The 19,443-nt window shown below is 71.5% G+C and carries 16 protein-coding genes; 5 read left to right on the forward strand and 11 right to left on the reverse strand.

What is annotated here, in order from left to right; all coding sequences use genetic code 11:
* Positions 1 to 68: 68 nt before the first annotated feature.
* The gene (locus ACFV9T_RS18495; protein WP_385441460.1) at positions 69 to 1,013 is read left to right on the forward strand and encodes a serine/threonine dehydratase; all 945 of its coding nucleotides are present in this window, start codon (positions 69 to 71) and stop codon (positions 1,011 to 1,013) included.
* Positions 1,014 to 1,086: 73 nt separating this feature from the next.
* Here the strand turns inward: ACFV9T_RS18495 and ACFV9T_RS18500 are convergent, their stop codons facing one another.
* On the reverse strand, positions 1,087 to 1,569 hold the full coding sequence (locus tag ACFV9T_RS18500) for a VOC family protein (RefSeq protein ID WP_385441462.1): 483 nt from the start codon (positions 1,567 to 1,569) through the stop codon (positions 1,087 to 1,089).
* 57 nt (positions 1,570 to 1,626) lie between these two features.
* Complete coding sequence (locus ACFV9T_RS18505) at positions 1,627 to 2,370, reverse strand: MerR family transcriptional regulator (protein ID WP_385441465.1); 744 nt, start codon at positions 2,368 to 2,370, stop codon at positions 1,627 to 1,629.
* Between the two features lie 122 nt (positions 2,371 to 2,492).
* Here ACFV9T_RS18505 and ACFV9T_RS18510 point away from each other — a divergent pair, with 122 nt between their 5' ends.
* Positions 2,493 to 4,784: an ATP-binding cassette domain-containing protein gene (locus tag ACFV9T_RS18510; protein ID WP_385441467.1), complete on the forward strand. Its 2,292-nt coding sequence runs from the start codon at positions 2,493 to 2,495 to the stop codon at positions 4,782 to 4,784.
* Between the two features lie 9 nt (positions 4,785 to 4,793).
* On the opposite strand, the gene ACFV9T_RS18515 is transcribed toward ACFV9T_RS18510, so the two are convergent.
* The 5 genes from ACFV9T_RS18515 to ACFV9T_RS18535 form a co-directional block, all read right to left on the reverse strand.
* The gene (locus ACFV9T_RS18515; RefSeq protein WP_385441470.1) at positions 4,794 to 6,362 is read right to left on the reverse strand and encodes a PTS ascorbate transporter subunit IIC; all 1,569 of its coding nucleotides are present in this window, start codon (positions 6,360 to 6,362) and stop codon (positions 4,794 to 4,796) included.
* Between the two features lie 23 nt (positions 6,363 to 6,385).
* Positions 6,386 to 7,165, reverse strand: coding sequence for a PTS sugar transporter subunit IIA (locus ACFV9T_RS18520; protein ID WP_385441472.1), 780 nt, complete (start codon positions 7,163 to 7,165; stop codon positions 6,386 to 6,388).
* On the reverse strand, positions 7,095 to 8,759 hold the full coding sequence (locus ACFV9T_RS18525; RefSeq protein ID WP_385441474.1) for a cation acetate symporter: 1,665 nt from the start codon (positions 8,757 to 8,759) through the stop codon (positions 7,095 to 7,097). The genes ACFV9T_RS18520 and ACFV9T_RS18525 overlap by 71 nt, the downstream gene beginning before the upstream one ends.
* The gene (locus ACFV9T_RS18530) at positions 8,756 to 9,145 is read right to left on the reverse strand and encodes a hypothetical protein (protein ID WP_385441476.1); all 390 of its coding nucleotides are present in this window, start codon (positions 9,143 to 9,145) and stop codon (positions 8,756 to 8,758) included. The genes ACFV9T_RS18525 and ACFV9T_RS18530 overlap by 4 nt, the downstream gene beginning before the upstream one ends.
* Positions 9,146 to 9,336: 191 nt before the next feature.
* Entirely contained in the window at positions 9,337 to 10,650 is a 1,314-nt protein-coding gene (locus ACFV9T_RS18535) for a PucR family transcriptional regulator (RefSeq protein WP_385441479.1), read from the reverse strand.
* Positions 10,651 to 10,887: 237 nt separating this feature from the next.
* On the opposite strand from ACFV9T_RS18535, the gene ACFV9T_RS18540 reads away from it, so the two are divergent.
* Positions 10,888 to 11,649 carry a dienelactone hydrolase family protein gene (locus tag ACFV9T_RS18540; protein WP_385441480.1) on the forward strand — a complete coding sequence of 254 codons (762 nt, stop codon included), beginning with the start codon at positions 10,888 to 10,890 and terminating at the stop codon, positions 11,647 to 11,649.
* A gap of 137 nt (positions 11,650 to 11,786) precedes the next feature.
* On the opposite strand, the gene ACFV9T_RS18545 is transcribed toward ACFV9T_RS18540, so the two are convergent.
* Both ACFV9T_RS18545 and ACFV9T_RS18550 read right to left on the reverse strand, forming a co-directional pair.
* The gene (locus ACFV9T_RS18545; protein ID WP_009720338.1) at positions 11,787 to 12,233 is read right to left on the reverse strand and encodes a hypothetical protein; all 447 of its coding nucleotides are present in this window, start codon (positions 12,231 to 12,233) and stop codon (positions 11,787 to 11,789) included.
* Positions 12,234 to 12,403: 170 nt separating this feature from the next.
* Positions 12,404 to 13,591 (reverse strand): LacI family DNA-binding transcriptional regulator, encoded by a 1,188-nt coding sequence (locus ACFV9T_RS18550; protein ID WP_385441482.1) that lies wholly within the window; start codon positions 13,589 to 13,591, stop codon positions 12,404 to 12,406.
* A 435-nt stretch (positions 13,592 to 14,026) separates the two neighbouring features.
* Between ACFV9T_RS18550 and ACFV9T_RS18555 the strand changes: the two genes are divergently transcribed.
* On the forward strand, positions 14,027 to 15,745 hold the full coding sequence (locus ACFV9T_RS18555; RefSeq protein WP_385441484.1) for a glycoside hydrolase family 13 protein: 1,719 nt from the start codon (positions 14,027 to 14,029) through the stop codon (positions 15,743 to 15,745).
* A 62-nt stretch (positions 15,746 to 15,807) separates the two neighbouring features.
* On the opposite strand, the gene ACFV9T_RS18560 is transcribed toward ACFV9T_RS18555, so the two are convergent.
* Entirely contained in the window at positions 15,808 to 16,989 is a 1,182-nt protein-coding gene (locus ACFV9T_RS18560) for a MalY/PatB family protein (RefSeq protein WP_385441486.1), read from the reverse strand.
* 276 nt (positions 16,990 to 17,265) lie between these two features.
* Here ACFV9T_RS18560 and ACFV9T_RS18565 point away from each other — a divergent pair, with 276 nt between their 5' ends.
* A complete protein-coding gene (locus tag ACFV9T_RS18565) occupies positions 17,266 to 18,363 on the forward strand; it encodes a mechanosensitive ion channel family protein (RefSeq protein ID WP_385441488.1) in 1,098 nt (365 codons plus the stop codon).
* A 15-nt stretch (positions 18,364 to 18,378) separates the two neighbouring features.
* Here the strand turns inward: ACFV9T_RS18565 and ACFV9T_RS18570 are convergent, their stop codons facing one another.
* The gene (locus tag ACFV9T_RS18570; RefSeq protein ID WP_385441489.1) at positions 18,379 to 19,386 is read right to left on the reverse strand and encodes a LacI family DNA-binding transcriptional regulator; all 1,008 of its coding nucleotides are present in this window, start codon (positions 19,384 to 19,386) and stop codon (positions 18,379 to 18,381) included.
* Positions 19,387 to 19,443 lie beyond the last annotated feature (57 nt).

Genomic DNA, 19,443 nt, shown 5'->3' on the forward strand with positions numbered 1-19,443 from the left:
GCTTCTTCCTCACGGGCACATACTTTCTCACGCGACGCGACGTTACAGCGGTTGTTACAGTGTATCTCGTGGTCACTCATCAAGACGTACAGGCCGCGGCGCGACGCGTCGCGGGGCACATCCGGCCCGTCGCGCTCGCCCCGGTGGACGACGGGGCCCTCGGCAAGGCCGAGGGCTGGCTGGCCCTGGAATTCCTCCAGCACACCGGCTCCTTCAAGGCGCGCGGGGCGTTCAACTTCATCGGCGGCCATGTCGCGGCGGGCACCGTTCCGGACGCGGGTGTCGTCATCGCCTCCGGTGGCAACGCCGGGCTGGCGTGCGCCTGGGCGGCGGCCCGGCACTCCGTGACCGCCACGGTGTTCGTGCCCGAGACGGCGCCCGCCGTCAAGGTGGGCAGGCTGCGGGCGCTCGGGGCGGACGTACGCCAGGTCGGCCGGGAGTACGCCGAGGCGCTGGACGCCTCGCGCGCGTACGCCGCCGAGACCGGCGCGCTGGAGTCGCACGCCTACGACCATCCGCTGATCGCGGCCGGTGCGGGCACCGTGCTGGAGGAGATCCTGCGGTGCCGCCCGGAGCTGGACACGGTGGTGGTGTCGGTCGGTGGCGGCGGGCTGTTCACCGGGGTCGCGGTGTCCGCGCTGGCGCACGGCGTCGGAGTGGTGGCTGTGGAGCCGCACGGTTCGCGCGCGCTGAACGCGGCGCTGGAGGCGGGGGCGGTGGTCGACGTCCCGGTGGATTCGGTCGCGGCGGACTCGCTGGGGGCGCGGCGTGCGTCCCCGATGGCGCTGGAGTGGGCGCGCAGGGACGGGGTGCGGTCGGTACTGGTGTCCGACGAGGCGATCGTCTCGGCGCGGCAGGCCCTGTGGGACGAGCGCCGGATCGCGGTGGAGCACGCCGCGGCGACGGCGCTCGCGGCGGTGCGGTCGGGGGCGTACGAGCCCCGGCCCGGCGAGAAGGTGGCGGTGCTGCTGTGCGGGGCCAACACCGATCCGGGAGACCTGGCCCGCCCGTAGGTCCTGTTCGCGCCACGGGATGCCCCCGCCCCTCCTCCGCGCGCGGGGAGGGGCGGGTGGGAGCGGCGGCCGGCTACTCCCCCGCGTACGCCTTCCGCAGTGCGGCGATGTCCAGCTTGACCATCGGCATCATGGCGTCCATGGCGCGCTTCGCCTTCGCCGGGTCGGAGTCGGCGATCATCTCGATGAGCACGTCGGGGACGACCTGCCAGGACACCCCGAACTTGTCCTTCACCCAGCCGCACTGGAGCTCCTGGCCGCCGCCCTCCAGGAGCCGGTTCCAGTAGTAGTCGACCTCTTCCTGGTCCGCGCAGTGGATCTGGAACGAGATGGCCTCGTTGAACGTGAACTCCGGCCCGCCGTTGAGCCCGACGAACTTCTGGCCGTTGACCTCGAAATCCACGGTCAGCACCGAGCCGGGGGTGCCGGGACCGGCCTCGTTGTAGCGGACGGTCCGCCCGACCTTGCCGTCCTTGAAGATCGATACGTAGTGCTGCGCCGCCTCTTCGGCCCGGCCGTCGAACCACAGACAGGTGGTGAATCCGTCGCTGGCCATCGGTGCCTCCTACGGGTGGGAGTGTTTACCTGTACCGACCGGCGCCGCGCGGCAAACTCATCGCTCCTCGGCGCACTGTTTTCCGGTGAGGTACCGGTGCAGCTGACCGGCGCCTTCGAGCATGGCCGTGGTGCGCCGGGTCAGCCCCTCCCGGCGCTCGGCGATGACCTCGCGCAGCGCGTCGCTGCTGCCCGTGTGGCGCAGCCCCTCCAGCACGGGCCGGATCCGGTCGAGGGGATAGCGGTCCTGCCGCAGCATATGGATCATCCGGGCGTCCCGGACGTCGGCCGGGCGATAGGTGCGGTAGCGGGTGCCGCGCTCCCGCTTGGGGACCAGCAGCCCGGCGGACTCCCACACCCGGAGCGCGGAGGTGCGGACACCGAGATACGCGGCCACCTCGCCGATGCGCAGGCCACCCCGGGGCACGTCCAGGGCCTCCGGGGTCTGCCCGGCGACCGCTTCGAGCGCCTCGCCCGCTGCCCGCAGGGACAGCCGCTGGTCGTGCAGGGCCGCGTGGGCGGCGTCCACGAGGCCGAGCGCGAGGGGTACGTCATCGGCGTGGACCGCCCGCATGACCTCCCGGGCGGTGTGCGATCCGTACCCGGGGACGAGCGCGTCGTACGTGGCCAGCGCCCGGCGGTGGCGGGTGTCGAGCTTGCGGTAACCGGCCGGGGTACGGGCGGCCCGGGGCAGGACGCCCGCGTCGACGTAGTTGCGGATCTGCTGGGTGGAGATTCCGGCCGAGCGTGCCAGGTCGATGGGGCGCAGCGGTGTTTCCGGGCTGGTGGTGGGACGGCTCATGGGGTGACTCTATCCGCAAGGTGTGTACGGCGAGTTGAGGGTTTTCCGCCCTCACTCCCCGTCAAGCTGGCCCGCGATGGCGAAAAGTCTCTACGCGGTACTTCAATGAAACACTTGAAGGCATGGATGTCAGTGACAGGGACGATGTTCGGCACCACCATGCCGCGGACGCACACGATGTGATTCAGGTCCGCGGGGCCAGGGAGAACAATCTGCGGGAAGTTTCCCTCGATATACCCAAGCGGCGGCTCACCGTCTTCACCGGAGTCTCCGGATCCGGCAAGTCCTCGCTCGTCTTCGACACCGTCGCCGCGGAGTCACAGCGGCTGATCAACGAGACCTACACGGCGTTCGTCCAGAATTTCATGCCGACGCTCGGCCGCCCCGACGTCGACGCGCTGCGCAACCTCAGCGCCGCCATCATCGTCGACCAGGAGCGCATGGGCGCCAACTCCCGTTCCACCGTGGGCACCGCCACCGACGCCCACACCATGCTGCGGATCCTGTTCAGCCGGATCAGCACCCCGTATGTGGGCCCGCCGCTCGCGTTCAGCTTCAACACGGCCGAGGGCATGTGTCCGCGGTGCGAGGGGCTGGGCCGGGTGTCGGAGATCGACATCGGCCAACTGGTCGACCGGGAGCGGTCGTTGAACCAGGGGGCGATCACCGCCCCCGGATTCGGGGTGGACACGTGGTACTGGCAGCTTTTTGCGCACTCCGGCCTTTTCGACCCCGATGCCCCGCTGCGGGACTACACCCCCGAGCAGTGGCGGGACTTCCTGCACAAGCCCGCGACCAAGATCAAGGTGGGCAAGAACAACCTGACGTACGAGGGGCTGGTCACCAAGGTCAGGCGGCTGTACCTGGGCAAGGACCGGGAGGCGATGCAATCCCAGGTGCGCGCGTTCGCGGACCGGGCGGTCGCGCTCGCCCGCTGCCCCGACTGTGACGGCTCCCGGCTGAACGAGGCCGCCCGGTCCTGTACGGTCGACGGCCGCACCCTCGCGGAGTGCTCGGCGATGCAGATCAGCGATCTGGCCGCGTTCGTCGGGGACATCCGGCACGACGCGGTCGGGCCGGTGCTGGAAACCCTCCGCGACACGCTGGACTCGCTGGTCGAGATCGGCCTCGGGTATCTGAGCCTGGACCGGGAGTCCGGCACGCTCTCCGGTGGCGAGGCACAGCGGGTGCGGATGGTCCGCCACCTCGGTTCGAGTCTGACGGATGTGACGTACGTCTTCGACGAGCCCACCGTGGGCCTGCATCCGCATGACATCAGCCGCATGAACGCCCTGCTGCTGCAGCTGCGCGACAAGGGCAACACGGTGCTGGTGGTGGAGCACAAACCGGAGACGATCCTGATCGCCGACCATGTGGTGGATCTGGGCCCCGGAGCCGGTGCGGCGGGCGGGCAGATCTGTTACGCGGGCGATCTGGCCGGGCTGCGGGCCTCCGGAACCCTGACCGGCGACTATCTCGGCCACCGGGTGAGCCTGCGCGACAAGGTGCGTGACCCCCGTGGCCAGCTGCCGATCAGCGGCGCCCGGCTGCACAATCTGCGGGATGTGAGCGTGGACATCCCCCTCGGGGTGCTCACCGTCGTCACCGGGGTCGCCGGGTCCGGCAAGAGTTCCCTGATCCATGGCTCGCTCGGCGGGCGGGACGGGGTGATCGTGGCCGACCAGTCGGCGATCCGTGGCTCACGCCGCAGCAACCCGGCCACCTACACGGGGCTGCTGGACCCGATCCGGTCGGCGTTCGCCAAGGCCAACAAGGTGAAGCCGGGGCTGTTCAGCGCCAACTCGGAGGGCGCGTGCCCGCGTTGCAAGGGCATCGGCCTGACCTACACCGATCTCGCGATGATGGCCGAGGTGGCGTCGGTGTGCGAGGAGTGCGAGGGCAAGCGGTTCAAGGCGGAGGTGCTGGCGTACCGGCTGCGCGGGCGCAGCATCGGCGATGTGCTCGCCATGCCGGTGGCCGAGGCCAGGGAGTTCTTCACCACCGGACTGCCGCGGGTGATCCTCGACCGGCTGATGGCGGTGGGCCTCGGCTATCTGGGGCTCGGCCAGCCGCTCACCACCCTCTCCGGCGGTGAGCGGCAGCGGCTCAAGCTCGCCATCCACATGGCGAAGAACGGTACGACGTATGTGCTGGACGAGCCGACGACCGGGCTGCATCTGGCCGATGTGGACCAGTTGCTCGGGCTGCTCGACCGGCTCGTGGACGACGGCAACACGGTCGTCGTCATCGAGCACCACCAGGCGGTGATGGCTCACGCGGACTGGATCGTCGACCTGGGCCCGGGGGCGGGCCAGGACGGCGGCCGGGTGGTGTTCACCGGGACGCCCGCCGACCTGGTGGCCTCCGGTACGTCGCTGACGGCCACCCATCTGCGGGAGTACGTCAGCCGGTAGGCCCGTGCGTCACCGGGGCGGTGGCGGGGGCACGGGGGCGCCCGCGGGCGGGGCGATCTTCGCGTACGAGGCGCTGCGGCCCTGGTCGTCCCCGGCCCCCGCGTCCGTGGCCGCCGCCGTATCCCGGGGCATCAGGGTGTCGCGGGCGGCGCCCGGGTCCCAGCCCGTGTCGACCACGCGCTTCTGCACCAGGACGGCCGCGCCCAGAACCGCCAGACCGATCAGCAGGACGAGGGCGACGCCCACCCCGCCACCGGCCTTGCCCGCGTTGCCGATGAGCGCGCCGAACCAGCCGAAGTCGGCGTCGCCGAAGGTGGTGTTCTGCTTCCCGAACGCGCCGAGCACCTTGAGCAGCAGGGCGGGCAGGAAGGTGATGAGCACACCGTTGAGGAACGCGCCCACGGCGGCACCACGGCGGCCGCCCGTGGCGTTGCCGTAGACGCCCGCCGCGCCCCCGGTGAAGAAGTGCGGCACCAGGCCCGGCAGGACCAGCGCGAGACCGAACGCCGGGTTGAACACCCAGGTGAGCAGCGCCAGGCTGGCCAGGCCGCCGGTGAAGCTGGAGAGGAAGCCGATGAGCACGGCGTTCTGCGCGTACGGGAAGACGATCGGGGCGTCCAGCGCGGGCAGGGCGCCGGGCACGACCTTGTTCGCGATGCCCTGGAAGGCGGGCACGAGTTCGCCGAGGATGGTCCGTACGCCGAAGAGGATGACCGCGACCGCGATGCCGAACTGCAGGCCCTGCATGACCGACTGCATCACATAGTTGCCGGTGTCCGTGGCGGCGGTTCCGGTGCCGGTGGCGAACGCCTTGAAGGCCTTCTGCTGCCCGGCCTTGACGAGGAAGAGCACCGCCATCACGACGTAGATGAACAGCATCGACAGGGCCGTGGCCACCATCGAGTCGCGCAGGAAGCGCAACCCCTCGGGCAGCTTCATCTCCTCGGTGCTGCGGCTGCGTTTGCCGACCACCTTCCCGGCCGCGCCCGCCACCACGTAACCGGCGGTGCCGAAGTGGCCGATGGCGACGGTGTCGCTGCCGGTGACCCGCTTGGTCCAGGGGTGGGCGAACGCGGGCATGGCCACCAGCATGATGCCGAGCAGCACACCGCCCACCGCCACCACGACGACGGTGGACTGACCGGCGCCCGCCAGCACCACGGTCAGCAGCGTGGCCATGAACAGCATGTGGTGTCCGGTCAGGAACACATAGCGCAGCGGGGTGAACCGGGCCAGCAGCAGGCTGACCACGAAGCCCAGGATCATCAGCCAGGCGACGCGCGACCCGAACTGTGCCTGGGCGATGCCGACGATGGCCTCGTTCGTCGGGATGACGCCGTGCGCGCCGGTGACGCCCTGGATCATCGTGCCCAGCGGGGTGAGGGAGCTGGTGACCAGCCCCGCGCCCGCTCCGATGAGCAGAAATCCGAGGGTCGCCTTGATGGCGCCGCCGATGATCTGCCCGGTGGTCTTCTTCATCGCGATGAGTCCGATGGCGGTGATGATGCCGATCAGATACGCGGGTTCGCTCAGGATCTCGTTCACGAGAAACTTGGCGGGAGTTACGAGCCAGCCCATGATGTCTACTTCTGTTCCCGTCGTCAGACGTCGTACGTGTCCCGGAGCACCGCGTCGATCTCCGCGGTGCTCGTGAAGTCCTGAACCACCTTCACCGGCCGTCCCACATCGCCCAGGGTCCTGGCGATCTCACGGGAGGTGAGCAGGGCCACGGCCTCGGAGGCCTTGCCCTTCGCGGAGATGGTGTCGGTGGCCTCCACGGTGACGTACGCCGACCACCCCCAGCCCTCCAGGACCTGTTCCAGGGTGTTCTTGAGGAACAGGCTCGTGCCCACGCCGTTGCCGCACACCGTGAGGATCTTGTGCTGGGAGGGCCCGGCCGCCCGCGGCTTCGCGGGGGCGGATTCCGGCTTCTCGTCGCCGCTCAGCACGGCGAGCAACGCCTCGGGGGTGGGCGCCGCCGCGAGGGCGGCCGCGGCATCGGGGTCGCCGAGCAGCCGGGCCAGGCTCGCCATCGCGGCGGTGTGGGCGCTCGAGTCGGTGGCGGCGAGGGCCACGACCAGGGTGACCGGATCGTTGGTCTCGTGCCCGAACTCCACGGGCTCGGCCAGCCGCACCCAGGACATGCCGGTCTCGCGGACGGCGGGAGAGGGCCGGGCATGGGCGAACGCCACACCGGGGGCGACGACGATGTACGGCCCGTTCTCCTCGACGCCCGCGATCATCTCCGCGGTGTACTCGGCGGTGGTGAAGCCCGCGTCCACCATGAGTCCACCGGCGACCGCGATCGCCTCACGCCAGTCCGCCGCCCCGGCGCCGAGCCGTACGCACCCGGCCGGAAGCAGATCTATCAGTTCGTCCATGGCGCGAAATCCTCGCATCCCCGCCCTGCTCACCACGTGGCGAGGGGTCCTCGGGACGCGGCCGCCCGCCGAAGCGGGAGCCGGCCCAGCCCAGCAGGAAGCCCGCCGGGATGGTGATCAGGCCCGGGTTGCGCAGCGGGAACCAGTGGAAGTCGCGGTCCGGGAAGACCGCGAGGTCGCCGCCCGAGACCGCCGGGGAGAAGACGATCGTGAGGAGGGTGAGGCCGATACCGCCGTACATCGCCCAGCGCATTCCGGTCACCGTGAAGCCGCGCCACATCGTCCCGTACAGCAGGACCGGCAGGAGCGCGGAGGCGGCGGCGGTGAAGGTGAAGGAGATCAGGATCTGCCGGTTCCAGTGCTGGGTCACCATGGCGAGGGCGACGGCCACCACACCGACGCCCACGATCGCCGCCCGGGCCGCGGCCAGTTCGCGGGCCGGGGAGAGCCGCTCCGGGAGCATGACCTTGGCCAGCACATCGTGGGCGAGGGAGGCCGCGGCGGCGAGGGTGAGCCCCGCGACGGCCGCGAGCGTGGTGATGACGACCGCGCAGGCGACCAGGGTGAACAGCAGGCTGCGGTGGGCCGCCTCGGCCCCCGGGTCGAGCGCGCGGGTGAGCAGCAGCAGGGAGTTGGTGCCGGTGGGGTCGGCGGCGCGCAGCGCCGGGGTGCCGACGATGGCCGTGGCACCCGCGCCGACGATCACGATCAGCCCGCCCAGCACGGCGACCGCGCCGACGGCCCAGGTCGTGGCGGAGCGGGCGGCCCGCACGCCACGGATCGGATGGAGCCGCATGGTGATGTGCGGCAGACAGGCCGCGCCGACCGCCAGGGTCAGCTGGATGCTGATGACCTCCAGCTTGCCGGTGGCCGAGTCGCCGAACTGGCGGCCGGACTCCCAGAAGGCGTCGCCGTAGCCGCTCTTGTCGGCCGCCGCGCCGAAGAGGGTCGCGGGGTTCCAGTCGAAGCGCTTGATGACGAGCACGGCGAGCAGGATGAACGCGCCGAGCAGGATCACGGTCTTGAGGATCTGGATGAAGCCGGTGCCCTTCATCCCGCCGAGGGCGGCGTAGCACACCATGAGGGAGCCGATGAAGATGGTGCAGCCGGTGACCGACGCGGCTCCGGGGATGCCGATCAGCAGGGACATCATGTCGCCCGCGCCATTGAGCTGGACGGTGAGCAGCGGCATCGTGACCACCAGCACCAGCACGGCGGTGCCGATGCGGGCGGGGCGCTCGCTCAGCCGCTCGGACAGCACATCGCCCAGGGTGTACCGGCCGTGTCCGCACAGGGGTCCGGCCATCACCAGCATGAACAGCAGGATCGAGACCACGGTGGACATGGTGATGAGGACACCGTCGAATCCGGCGATGGCGATGGTGCCGGTGGTGCTGAGGACGGTGGCGGCCGAGATGTAGTCGCCCGCGATGGCCAGGCCGTTCTGCATCGGGCCCAGGTTGCCGGTGCCGATGTAGAACTCGGAGGGGTCGTCGCTGTCGGTGGCCGCCAGGATGCAGAGCAGGAACGATACGGCGATAAAGCAGGCGAACAGGACGAACGCCAGGGTCCTCGGCTCGAAACCGCCGCTCATCGCTGTCTCTCCCCGGTGTCCTCGGCAGGTCCGCGCCGCTCGGCGCGGACCAGGACGGTGACCAGGACCGCCGCGTCGGCGCCCACCAGCAGGGCGCCCACCGTGAAGCCGCCGCCCGCTCCGAGGTCGATCCCTCCACCGGCGGTGCAGTTGACCACCACGGCGGCCAGATGGCAGGCCAGCGCGGCGCACGCGGCCCGCGCCGTCCACGGCCACGGCCGCCGCCAGGGCGAGCGCCGCGCCCGGCGCTCCCCGCGGTGGTCCGGACGGATGTCGGTGGGCGGGGCGGGGCGCATACCCGTCGCCTCCGGCGGCCGCGGGGGCATGACCTCGGCGGTGCGCACCGGGCGCGGATGTGTGGTCTGCCCCCATGCGTGATCGGACATGTGGTGCTCCTCGTGGCGGATCCGTCCAGCGCGGGTGGGACGAACCGCCACGACAGCAGCTCACCGGGACCGCCGTACAGCCCGTCGGGGTACCGCGTGGCAGAAGCACATGATCCACTGACGGCCGTTGTGCACGCCCACACTCTTCCTGGCCGCCCGCGCCCGTGGCGCACAGGTCCGTTACCGGATTCTCACGAATCCGGTCGGAGTGACAGCAGCCCGTGCGCCGCGAGGGCGAGCGACAACTCGACGACGTCGCGCGGGCGGTGCAGCGTACGCCCGGTCAACTGCTCGTAGCGACGCAGCCGGTTGAGCACCGTGTTGCGGTGGCAGAACAGCGCCCGCCCCGCCTCGCGCGCCGACCCGTCCGCGTCCAGCCACGCCGTCAGGGTCGTCAGCAGGACGTCCCGGTCGGCGGGTTCGAGCGCCAGGACGGGCCCGAGCATACGGTCGGCGAGCGCGGTGGCCAGGTCCGGGGAGGACACCACCAGCGCCTCCGGGTAGTGCTCCTCCAGCAGCGCGGCCTCGCCGGTGGCGGGGCAGGCGCGCAGCGCCGTATCGGCGAGCTGGCGGGCCACGTTCACCGAGGCCAGGCCGGTGACGGCGGGGCTGACCCCGGCCCGGGCGCCGGGCTGGACGGTGAGGCCCCGGGCCACCTGCTGGGGGTGGACGTCCCCGAGGAGGACGATCGCGTGGGCGGTGGACTCCCCGGTGTGCCACACCGTACGGCCACCGGCCTGGATCTCCGGCGGGCGCGGCGCGGCGGGCCCTGAGCCCGGGTGGTCCAGCGCGACGACCGCGTAACGCCCCTGCTCGGGCAGGCCCAGGACCTCCTCGGCTTCCGGGAAGTCGCTCACCCGGGCGGTGCCGTCCAGCAGCGCCTCGATGATGATCCGGAACCGGTTCTCGCGGTGCCAGGCGAGCTGCCGTCCGACCTCGTGGTACGCCTCGGCGACGAGCGTGCAGTGCTCGTCGACGAAGTTCCAGATGTCGGCCGCCACATGCACCAGGCCCCGGGCGCCCACCGGGTCCTCGCGCGAGGCCGACTCCACCAGTTCGTCCCAGACGACGGTGCAGCCGATGCGGAAGCCGTGCAGCAGCGCGTCCAGCGGGAGGCCCTGGGCCGCGCGGTCGGCGCCGATCCGCCAGGAGCAGGAGCGGGCCGTCTCCCGGGTCTCCTTGGGGTACAGCAGGGAGCGGACGTTGTTGGACAGCGAGTCGTTGACGTCCCGCCACAGCTCGTTCGGGTCGATGGCCGCGGAGTTGTAGACGGGTTCTCGCTCCCGCATCAGGGCGACCACCTCATCGGTCAGCCGGGGCAGTTCGTCGATGAGGACGCGGGCGGTCCGGTGCAGCAGCGCGACGGCCTCGGGGTCGGCCCGCGAGCGTACGGGCGGGCGGGCGGCGGGCATACGGGGCAGCGCCCGGGCCCTGTCGGCAGACAGTCGGCTGGCAGAGCGCCCGGCGGCGGGGCCGGTGGCGCGGGAGCCGGTGACTGGGTGCATGACGTTCCTCCACCTCTGACGTGCGATGTGCCGCTCAACGCGGCATCATGAGGCCGGACCCGCTCGGGGGCCAGACCTCCACCGCTATTGCATCATCGGCATACCGCATGGTCGGTGACTTCGGACAATTCCGCTCGGCGCCGCCATCGCCGTCAGGCCACTTGAGCCGGTCCACGGGGTGCCGGGAGCACAGCGATACGGTGGGGCCGCCCCACGACGCGAGAGAAAGGTGCGGCCATGGCTTCCGTGCACGGCACCCCGCTGGACATCCCCACCCTCGACGGAGTCGCCGACGCCTACGTGGCCCATCCCGGCGACGGGGACCCGCATCCCGGTGTCCTGCTGTACCCGGACGCCTTCGGGCCGCGTGCCACGGTCGAGGAGGCGGCGAAGCGCCTCGCCGGACACGGCTACACGGTGCTGGTGCCCAACGTCCTCTACCGGGCGGGCCGGGCGCCCGTGGTGGAGCTGCCGGAGTTCATCGACCCCTCGCAGCGGACCGACATCTTCGACCGGCTCGGGCCGCTCATGCGGGCGCACACTCCCGAGCTGGCGATGCGCGACGCGGGCGCCTACCTCGACTGGCTGGCCGCCTCTCCCCTGGTCGCGGACGGTCCCGTGGGCAGCGTCGGCTACTGCATGGGCGGTGTGCTGGCGGTGCGCACCGCGGCGGCCCACCCCGAGCGGGTGGCGGCCGCGGCCAGCTTCCACGGCGGCCATCTGGTGACGGACGCCCCGGACAGCCCGCACCGGCTCGTCGACGAGGTGTCGGCGGAGCTGTACTTCGGCCACGCCGACCAGGACTCGTCGATTCCGGCGGACCAGATCGCCGAGCTGGAGGAGGCGCTGGACGCGGCCGGGGTGCGGTACCGCAGCGAGGTGTACGAGGGCGCCCACCACGGGTTCACCCAGGTCGACACCGCCATGTACGACGCCTCCGCGGAGGACCGGCACTGGCAGGAGCTGCTGGCGCTCTTCGAGCGCACGCTGCGACGGTGACACCGCCACCGGCGGCCGGTTGAACACACCGGTTGAACACACCGGTTGAACACACGGCGTCGCCGCCGCTGACCCAGCAGCGGCGGCGACCCGTCACGGTGATGCTTCAGGTGCTGCGGTGGGCGGGGCCGGGCGGACTACCAGCCCTTGGTCACCCGGTGCTCCTTGAGAGACGCGCAGTTCGACCCGTAGGTGAAGGTCGACTGGTTGTCGATGCCCCCGGCCCAGTCGACGCACTTCCCGCGCCCGTAGTCGTAGATCGGGCCTGCGTAGGACGTGTACAGGCCTTCGTCCAGCTGCGAGTCTTCCGAGCCGTTCACGTAGAGGTAGGCGAACATGTTCTTCGCCGCCCCGGTCGAGTTGCGGACGGTGACGACACAGTTCTTGCCCTTGGCGGAGTTGTACGTGAGGAAGACGGTGCCCTGGGTGCCGATCGGCGCCGAGTTCACCACCTTGTACCCGCTGCCACAGGCCCCGTTGTACGCGGCCTTGGCCGCCGCCGAAGCGGACGGGGCCAGGACCACGGAGCCCGCGACGGCGGAAGCCAGGACCGCGGTCGCGGCAACATAGCGCGAAATCTTCATATTTCCCCCTTGTAACCCTAGGGCGCGTTTTTGCGACGTCTAGGTGACATGTGATGGCCCAGGATGGTTGCACGGAAATCTGCAGGGATCATCGAAAATCCATAGAGATCAACGGGGATCTTCCTGCGGACTCCCGCTGCCGCGCGGGATGTTCGAGCGGGCGACGGGCGTCACGCCGGTGTGCTGGCGCGGATGACGAGACGGGTGGGCAGCTCCGGCGGCGCACCGGCCGCACCGGCCGTCGTCGCGGTGGGAACGCCGTGATCGGGGCGGTGGTCGGCGCGGTGCTCGGTGTACTGGTCGGTGTGATCGAGGAGCAGCCGGGCCGCCGATTCGCCCTTCTCCACGGTGGGCTGATGGACCGTGGTCAGGGGTACGACAGCGGTGGCGGCCGCCGGGATGTCGTCGTATCCGATGACGGCCAGGTCCCCGGGCACGGCGAGGCCATGGTCCCGGGCGGCCGCGCACGCGCCGAGCGCGAGGGTGTCGGAGACGGCGAGCAGCGCGGTGGGGCGCGGGCCCGGCGCGGTGAGCAGGGTGTGCACGGCCGTACGAATCGCCGCGATGTCGTTCCTGCCGCATTCGATGACGGTGAGATCCGTGAACGGCAGCCCCGCCTCTGCCCACGCGTCGCGGTAGCCCAGCAGCCGGCGGCGCAGGATCGCGCTGGTGGTGGCGAGCGCCTGGGGCCAGGTGGCCGGGCCGAGCCGGGGCTGAACGGCGAGCCGGTCGACCAGGATCACGGCCCGCCGGTGGCCGAGGCCGACCAGATGGCGGGCGGCGCGCCGGGCGCCGCCGAAGTCGTCGACGGTGACGAATCCCGCCCAGGCGTCGCCGAAGCGCTCACGTCCGGTGTCATGGCCGGGCGAGTCCACGGCCAGCACCGGCAGTTCGCGCTTGACCAGGATGTCCAGACCGGGGTGGTCCTCCTCCACGCTGTACAGCAGCGCGGCGTCGATCACGGCCTTCTCCAGCGCCGCGAGCGGCGCGTCGGCCACCTGCTGGACGGGGGCGGTGGCATGCCGGGCGAGCGGTCCCACGGCGGGCGGCAGGGCGAGCAGGGTCATGGTGGTGCGGCGGCGCTGGAACTCGCGGGCCACGCCCTCCAGGAAGGCGGTCGCGGCCGGGTCGGCGAAGGCCGTCTCCAGCGGGAGGGGCAGCACGACCCCGACGGTGCCGGTACGTCCGCGCCGGAGCGAGGCGGCGGCCGGGTCGGGACCCGCGTAACCGACCTCCTCGGCGGCCTGGAGGACCCGTTCGCGCATGGTGGCGGAGAAGCGGCCGGTGTCGTTGAGGACGTTGGAGACGCTCATCACCGAGACCCCCGCCGTGCGGGCCACATCCTTCAGCGTCGCCATCCGCTCTCCCGGTTTGCTCCGGCTTCTCGTGATCGCTTGCCGCTCACCCCCATCTTATGCCACTGTGCTTTATCGATACATCAACGGTGATGTGCCGCACGAGAGGGCCTGTCCGTGAGCAGTCAGAGGCACCGCATGCCCGCCGGGGAGCCGTACGCCGCCCCCGCCCCGGCCGCCCGCCGTTCGGCCCACCCCTCGGCCCACCGTAAAACCCGCGCCCCGCGCGGCATCTGAGTCCGCCCCGGGGGCCTCCGCGCGCCAACCGCGCCGCACCTCACCGGCGATCGGGCAGCACACCCCGCTGCCGACCGTGACGCCCTGCCGCACGGCGCCGGACCGCCCCTGCCCGGCCGACTCCCGTCAGCAATCGCAACGGCAAGATCCAGCACGAACCAGCAATGGGATGGACGCATGACAGCCCCGGATGAGCGCCGGATGACCGCAATACCGGCGAGTGGCGAGGCAACGGGCCTCGCTACGGCCACCACGGCGCCCCGCCCCTCCACGCACCGCGCGGAGGGCTCACCGAACGCCTGGTGGCGTGACGCGGTGATCTACCAGATCTACCTCCGCAGCTTCCTCGACAGCACCGGGGACGGCATCGGCGACCTCGCCGGGGCCCGGCTGGGGCTGCCGTACCTGAAGAAGCTGGGCGTGGACGGGATCTGGCTCAGCCCGTTCTACCCGTCGCCGCAGCACGACCACGGGTACGACGTCGCCGACTACCTCGGCGTCGACCCGATCTTCGGCGATCTGGACGAGTTCGACCGCCTGGTGCACGACGCCCACCGGCTCGGGCTGAAGGTCCTGATGGACATCGTCCCCAACCACTGCTCCAGCGAGCACGCCTGGTTCAAGGCGGCCCTTGCCGAGGGGCCCGGCGGACCGGCCCGCGCCCGCTTCCACTTCGCCGACGGGCGCGGTACGGACGGCGAACTGCCGCCGAACAACTGGCACGCCATGTTCGGCGGCCCCGCCTGGAGCCGGGTCACCGAACCCGACGGCACCCCGGGCCAGTGGTACCTCCACCTCTTCACCCCGGAACAGCCCGACCTCAACTGGCGTGAGCCGTCGGTCGGCGAGCACTTCCACGAGGTGCTGCGGTTCTGGCTGGACCGGGGCGTCGACGGGTTCCGCATCGACGTGGCGGCGGGCCTGTTCAAACACCCCGACCTGCCCGACTCCGACGACCCCACCATCGACGAACGCACCCGCGACTCCGTCAACCCCCTCGCCTGGAACCAGCCGGAGATCCACGACGAGTGGCGCCGCTGGCGCGCCATCTGCGACGAGTACACGGCCCGCGACGGCAACGACCGGCTGCTGGTCGGCGAGGTCTCCGTACAGACGCCGCTGGAGCAGGCCAAGTACGTCCGTTCCGACGAACTCCACCAGGCCTTCTTCTTCCACCTGCTCACCGCCCCCTGGAACCCGGACGTGTTCCGCAAGGTGATCAGCGAGGCGATGCGGGACATCGCCGACACCGGCTCCACCGTCACCTGGGTGCTCAACAACCACGACCAGGTCCGCACCGTGACCCGGTACGCGGGCGAACCGGGTGACGGCGAGGTGGCGTGCCTCGGCCCGTCCCGGGCCCGCGCCGCCGCCCTGCTGATGCTGGCCCTGCCCGGCGCCGCGTACGTCTACCAGGGCGAGGAGCTGGGTCTGCCCGAGGTGGTCGACCTGCCGGACGAGGTGCTGACCGACCCCATCTTCCACCGCACCGGAAGCCGTCAGCACATCCGCGACGGCTGCCGGGTGCCGCTGCCGTGGTCGGGGCACGCCTCGCCGTTCGGCTTCACCACCGGCGAGGCGGCGTCCCAGCCGTGGCTGCCGCAGCCCGAGTGGTTCGCCGAACACGCCACCGACCGGGCGCTGGCCGACACCGACTCGTTCTGGCATCTGTACCGCGAGGGGCTGTATCTGCGGCGCAGCCTGCCGCAGATGGGCGAGGGCCCGCTGGTGTGGATGGAGTCGCCGCCCGAGGTCCTGGCGTTCATGCGCGGCGACGGGCTGGTGTGCGCGATCAACTTCAGCGACCACGCGGTCCCGGCCCCGGTCACCGGAGCGCCCATTCTGGCCAGCACCTCCTGCCCGCCCGGGACGCTGCCGGGCAGCGCAGCGGCCTGGTGGATCACGGACCTGACCGGCTGACACGTCACCGTGGCGTGATCCGGGCGTACGTCGGTTGAGGACGTACGCCCGGAAGGCAGCCGTCAGGTGAGGGCCACGCTCATCCGCCGTACCGCCTCGGCGATCACCTCCGGCGAGGTGGCCAGGTTGAACCGGACGTGGCCCGCCCCGCCCGTACCGAAGGGCAAGCCGGAGTTGAGGGCCACCCGGCCCCGGTCGAGGAAGACGGCGGCGGGGTCGTCGCCCAGGTCCAGGGCGCGGCAGTCGAGCCAGGCGAGGAAGGTCGCCGGACCCGGCCGGTAGTGGACCCCCGGCAGTCGCCGGGCCAGCAGATCGGCGAGCAGCCGCCGGTTGTCATCGAGCCCCTTGAGGAGCGCGTCCAGCCACTCCACGCCCTCGCGCAGCGCGGCGGTGTGGGCGATGACCCCGATGTGGCTGGGGCCGTGGCCCACCTCTTCGGGTAGGCGCGCCAGGTCCTCGGCGGCCGCGGGTCCGGCGATGAGCAGCGCGGCCTTCAGCCCGGCGAGGTTCCACCCCTTGGAGGCGGACATCAGCGACAGTCCGCTCTCCCCGCCGGGCACGCTCAGATACGGGGTGAAGACGGTCCCCGGGGCCACCAGGGGCGCGTGGATCTCGTCGGCCACGACCCGTACGCCATGGCGGTCGGCGAGCGCGGCGACGGCGGCCAGTTCCCCGGCGGTGTGCACGGTTCCGGTCGGATTGTGCGGGCTGCACAGCAGATAGACGGCGCGTCGGCCACCGGCGGCTGCGCGCCGGAAGGCGTCCTCCAGCGCGGCGAGGTCGAGCCGCAGGTCCGCGCCCAGCGGCGCCTCCACGATCCGGCGGTCCAGGTGCTCCACGAACGGGTAGAAGGGCGGATAGACCGGACAGTTGACCACCACCGCGTCCCCTGGGCCGCTGATCAGCTTGAGCGCCTCGACGACGCCCAGCATCACATCGGGCACGATCGCCGTACGGTCCACGGCGAGCCCGTCCCAGCCCCAGCACTCCCGGGCGAAGCCCGCCAGCGCCTCGGCGTACGCCGTACCGGCCGGATAGCCGGTGTCGCCGAGGGCCATGGCCTCCGCGACCGCCCGCACCACCGGCTCGGCGAGCGGGACGTCCATCTCGGCCACCCACAGGGGCAGCACATCGTCCGGGTAGGTGCGCCACTTCATGCTGGTCCGGCGCCGCAGTTGGTCGAGGGAGAGCCGGTTCAGCGGGTTGGGGTCGTCCTCGGTGGGGCCGTGCGGAATGAGATCCATGTCATCCATGGTCCCCGCGATGCCCGTGTTCGCCCATGTTCTCGACGTGGTCCATGCTGTGACGAGCAGCCAATTCCGTCCTCGCGGTCATGGCCGGGCGGTCATCAGCGTGTTGACGGGATGCGGCAAGATGGCAGGTCACGTCGAGGCCGCGTGAACGAGCCGCGACGCCATCGGCACATCCTCCGCACGAACAGGTGACCAGGTGAGCAGCAGACAGGACTCCGGGCCGGAGACGACGCGGCCCGCCGCCCTCGGGGCGTCGGGAGGTAAGCGGTGAACCGGGCACTCACGCTGCACGACATCATCATCGTCGGCGCCGCGCTGATCTCCGCCGCGGCGGCCGGACTGCTGGCGCGGATGGCGCTGCGGTGGCTGGGCGAGCGGGCCCGCAGGACGCGGTGGAGCGGGGACGACATCATCGTCGCCACGCTGCGCACCCTGGCCCCCTGGGCGGCGATGTCCGTGGGCGTGTCGTCAGCGGCCGCGGCGCTGCCGCTGACCCGTACCGTCGGCCACACCGTCAACCAGGTGGTGATCGCGGCGCTGATCCTGGCCACGACGGTCACGGCGGCGCGGGTGGTCGCCGGTCTGGTGCAGACGCTGGCGCTGTCCCGGTCCGGAGTGGCGGGCACCGCCACCATCTTCGTCAACATCACCCGCATCGCGGTGCTGATGATGGGCGTGCTGATCCTGCTCCAGACCCTGGGCATCTCGATCGCGCCGCTGCTCACCGCGCTGGGCGTGGGCGGTCTGGCGGTCGCGCTGGCCCTGCAGGACACCCTGGCCAACCTGTTCGCGGGCGTGCACATCCTGGCGTCCAAGACGGTCCAGCCCGGCCACTACATCCGGCTCAGCAGCGGGGAGGAGGGGTACGTCGTGGACATCAACTGGCGTAACACCACGATCCGCCAGCTGTCCGACAACCTCGTGATCATCCCCAATGCCAAGCTGGCCGGGACCATCACCACCAACTACCACCAGCCGGGGCAGGAGATGTCGGTGATGGTGCAGGTGCGGGTCGGGTACCGCAGTGACCTCGAACACGTCGAGCGGGTGACGGCCGAGGTGGCCGCGAAGGTGATGGCCGACGTCTCGGGTGGCGTGGTCGATTTTGAGCCGAGTATCCGCTTTCACACCTTCGGCGAGTCCGGCATCGACTTCTCGGTCTTCCTGGGCGCGCTGGAGTTCAGCGACCAGTACCTGATCAAGCACGAGTTCATGAAGCGGCTGCACCGGCGCTACCAGGCCGAGGGCATCGAGATCCCGCTCCCGATCCGCACCGTGGTCCTCCACCAGCCGGGCCAGGTCCCCCTGCCCACCCAGCGCACCGGCGAGCCGACCCCGGACCCGGGTCTCCTGACGGAGCGCTAGCCGCGGTGCTACGGCTCACCCCTGCGGCGGCCGTAGCGAGCTGGCGCGGACGATGAGGGTGGGGGACAGCGTGATGCGGCGCGGGGGGCGTTCCGCGGGGGCGCGGAGGGTTTCCAGCAGCAGCCGCGCCGAGCGCTCGCCCAGGGGGTGGGCGGGCTGGGCGACGACCGAGATGGGCGGCGTCATGTACGGGGCCCAGGGGGCGTCGTCGAAGGAGACGAAGCCGACGTCGGAGCCGACGCGCAGGCCGCGTTCGGCGAGGGCGGCCAGGGTGCCGAGCGCCATCGGGGCGTTGGCGACGAAGAACGCGTCGGGCGGATCGGCCCGGGACAGCAGCTCCCGGGCGGCGAGCATCGCGCCGTCCTGCCGGAAGTCGGCGTGCGCGACGATTTCCCGCAGGCCGTGGTGGTCGCGGAGGGCCGCGCGGTAGCCGCGCAGCCGGGCGCGGGCGGTGTCGGCGGACACCGGGCCGGTGACGCAGGCCGGGCGCGACCAGCCCTGCTCGATGAGGTGGGCGGTGGCGGCCCGGGCGCCCGGATAGGAGCGCACCACGATGGCGTCGGTCTTCTCGCTCAGCGGGCGGTCGATCACCACGACCGGGATATGGCTCTGGCGCAGCCGTGAGATGTCGGTGTCCCGGCCCTGCGGGGACAGCACGACCCCGGCCACCCGGGCCTGCTCGGCCACGGCGAGGTGGCGGCGCTCCTTCTCGGGGTCCTCGTCGGTGTTGCAGAGCAGGACGGTGAAGCCCTCCGCCTCGGCGGCGTCGGTGACGCCGCGCGCGACCGCGGTGAAGAACGGGTTGCCGATGTCGGGGATGAGCAGCGCGATGACCTTGGTGGTGCGGGTGCGCAGGCTGCGGGCGATCCCGTTCGGCCGGTAGCCCACCGCGTCGGCGGCCCGCATCACCCGCTCGACGATCTCCGGCGCGATGGACGGATTGCCGTTGAGGGCCCGGGACACGGAGGCCGGGGAGACTCCCGCCTCCTCGGCAACGGTTTTGATCGTCGGCGTTGGTGTCACCTCACCCACGGTAGCCACCTCTCGGCGCGGCATCACCACAGGTGTCGGACCCTTGTC

Source organism: Streptomyces sp. NPDC059850 (genome assembly GCF_042731515.1).
Lineage (GTDB): Bacteria > Actinomycetota > Actinomycetes > Streptomycetales > Streptomycetaceae > Streptomyces.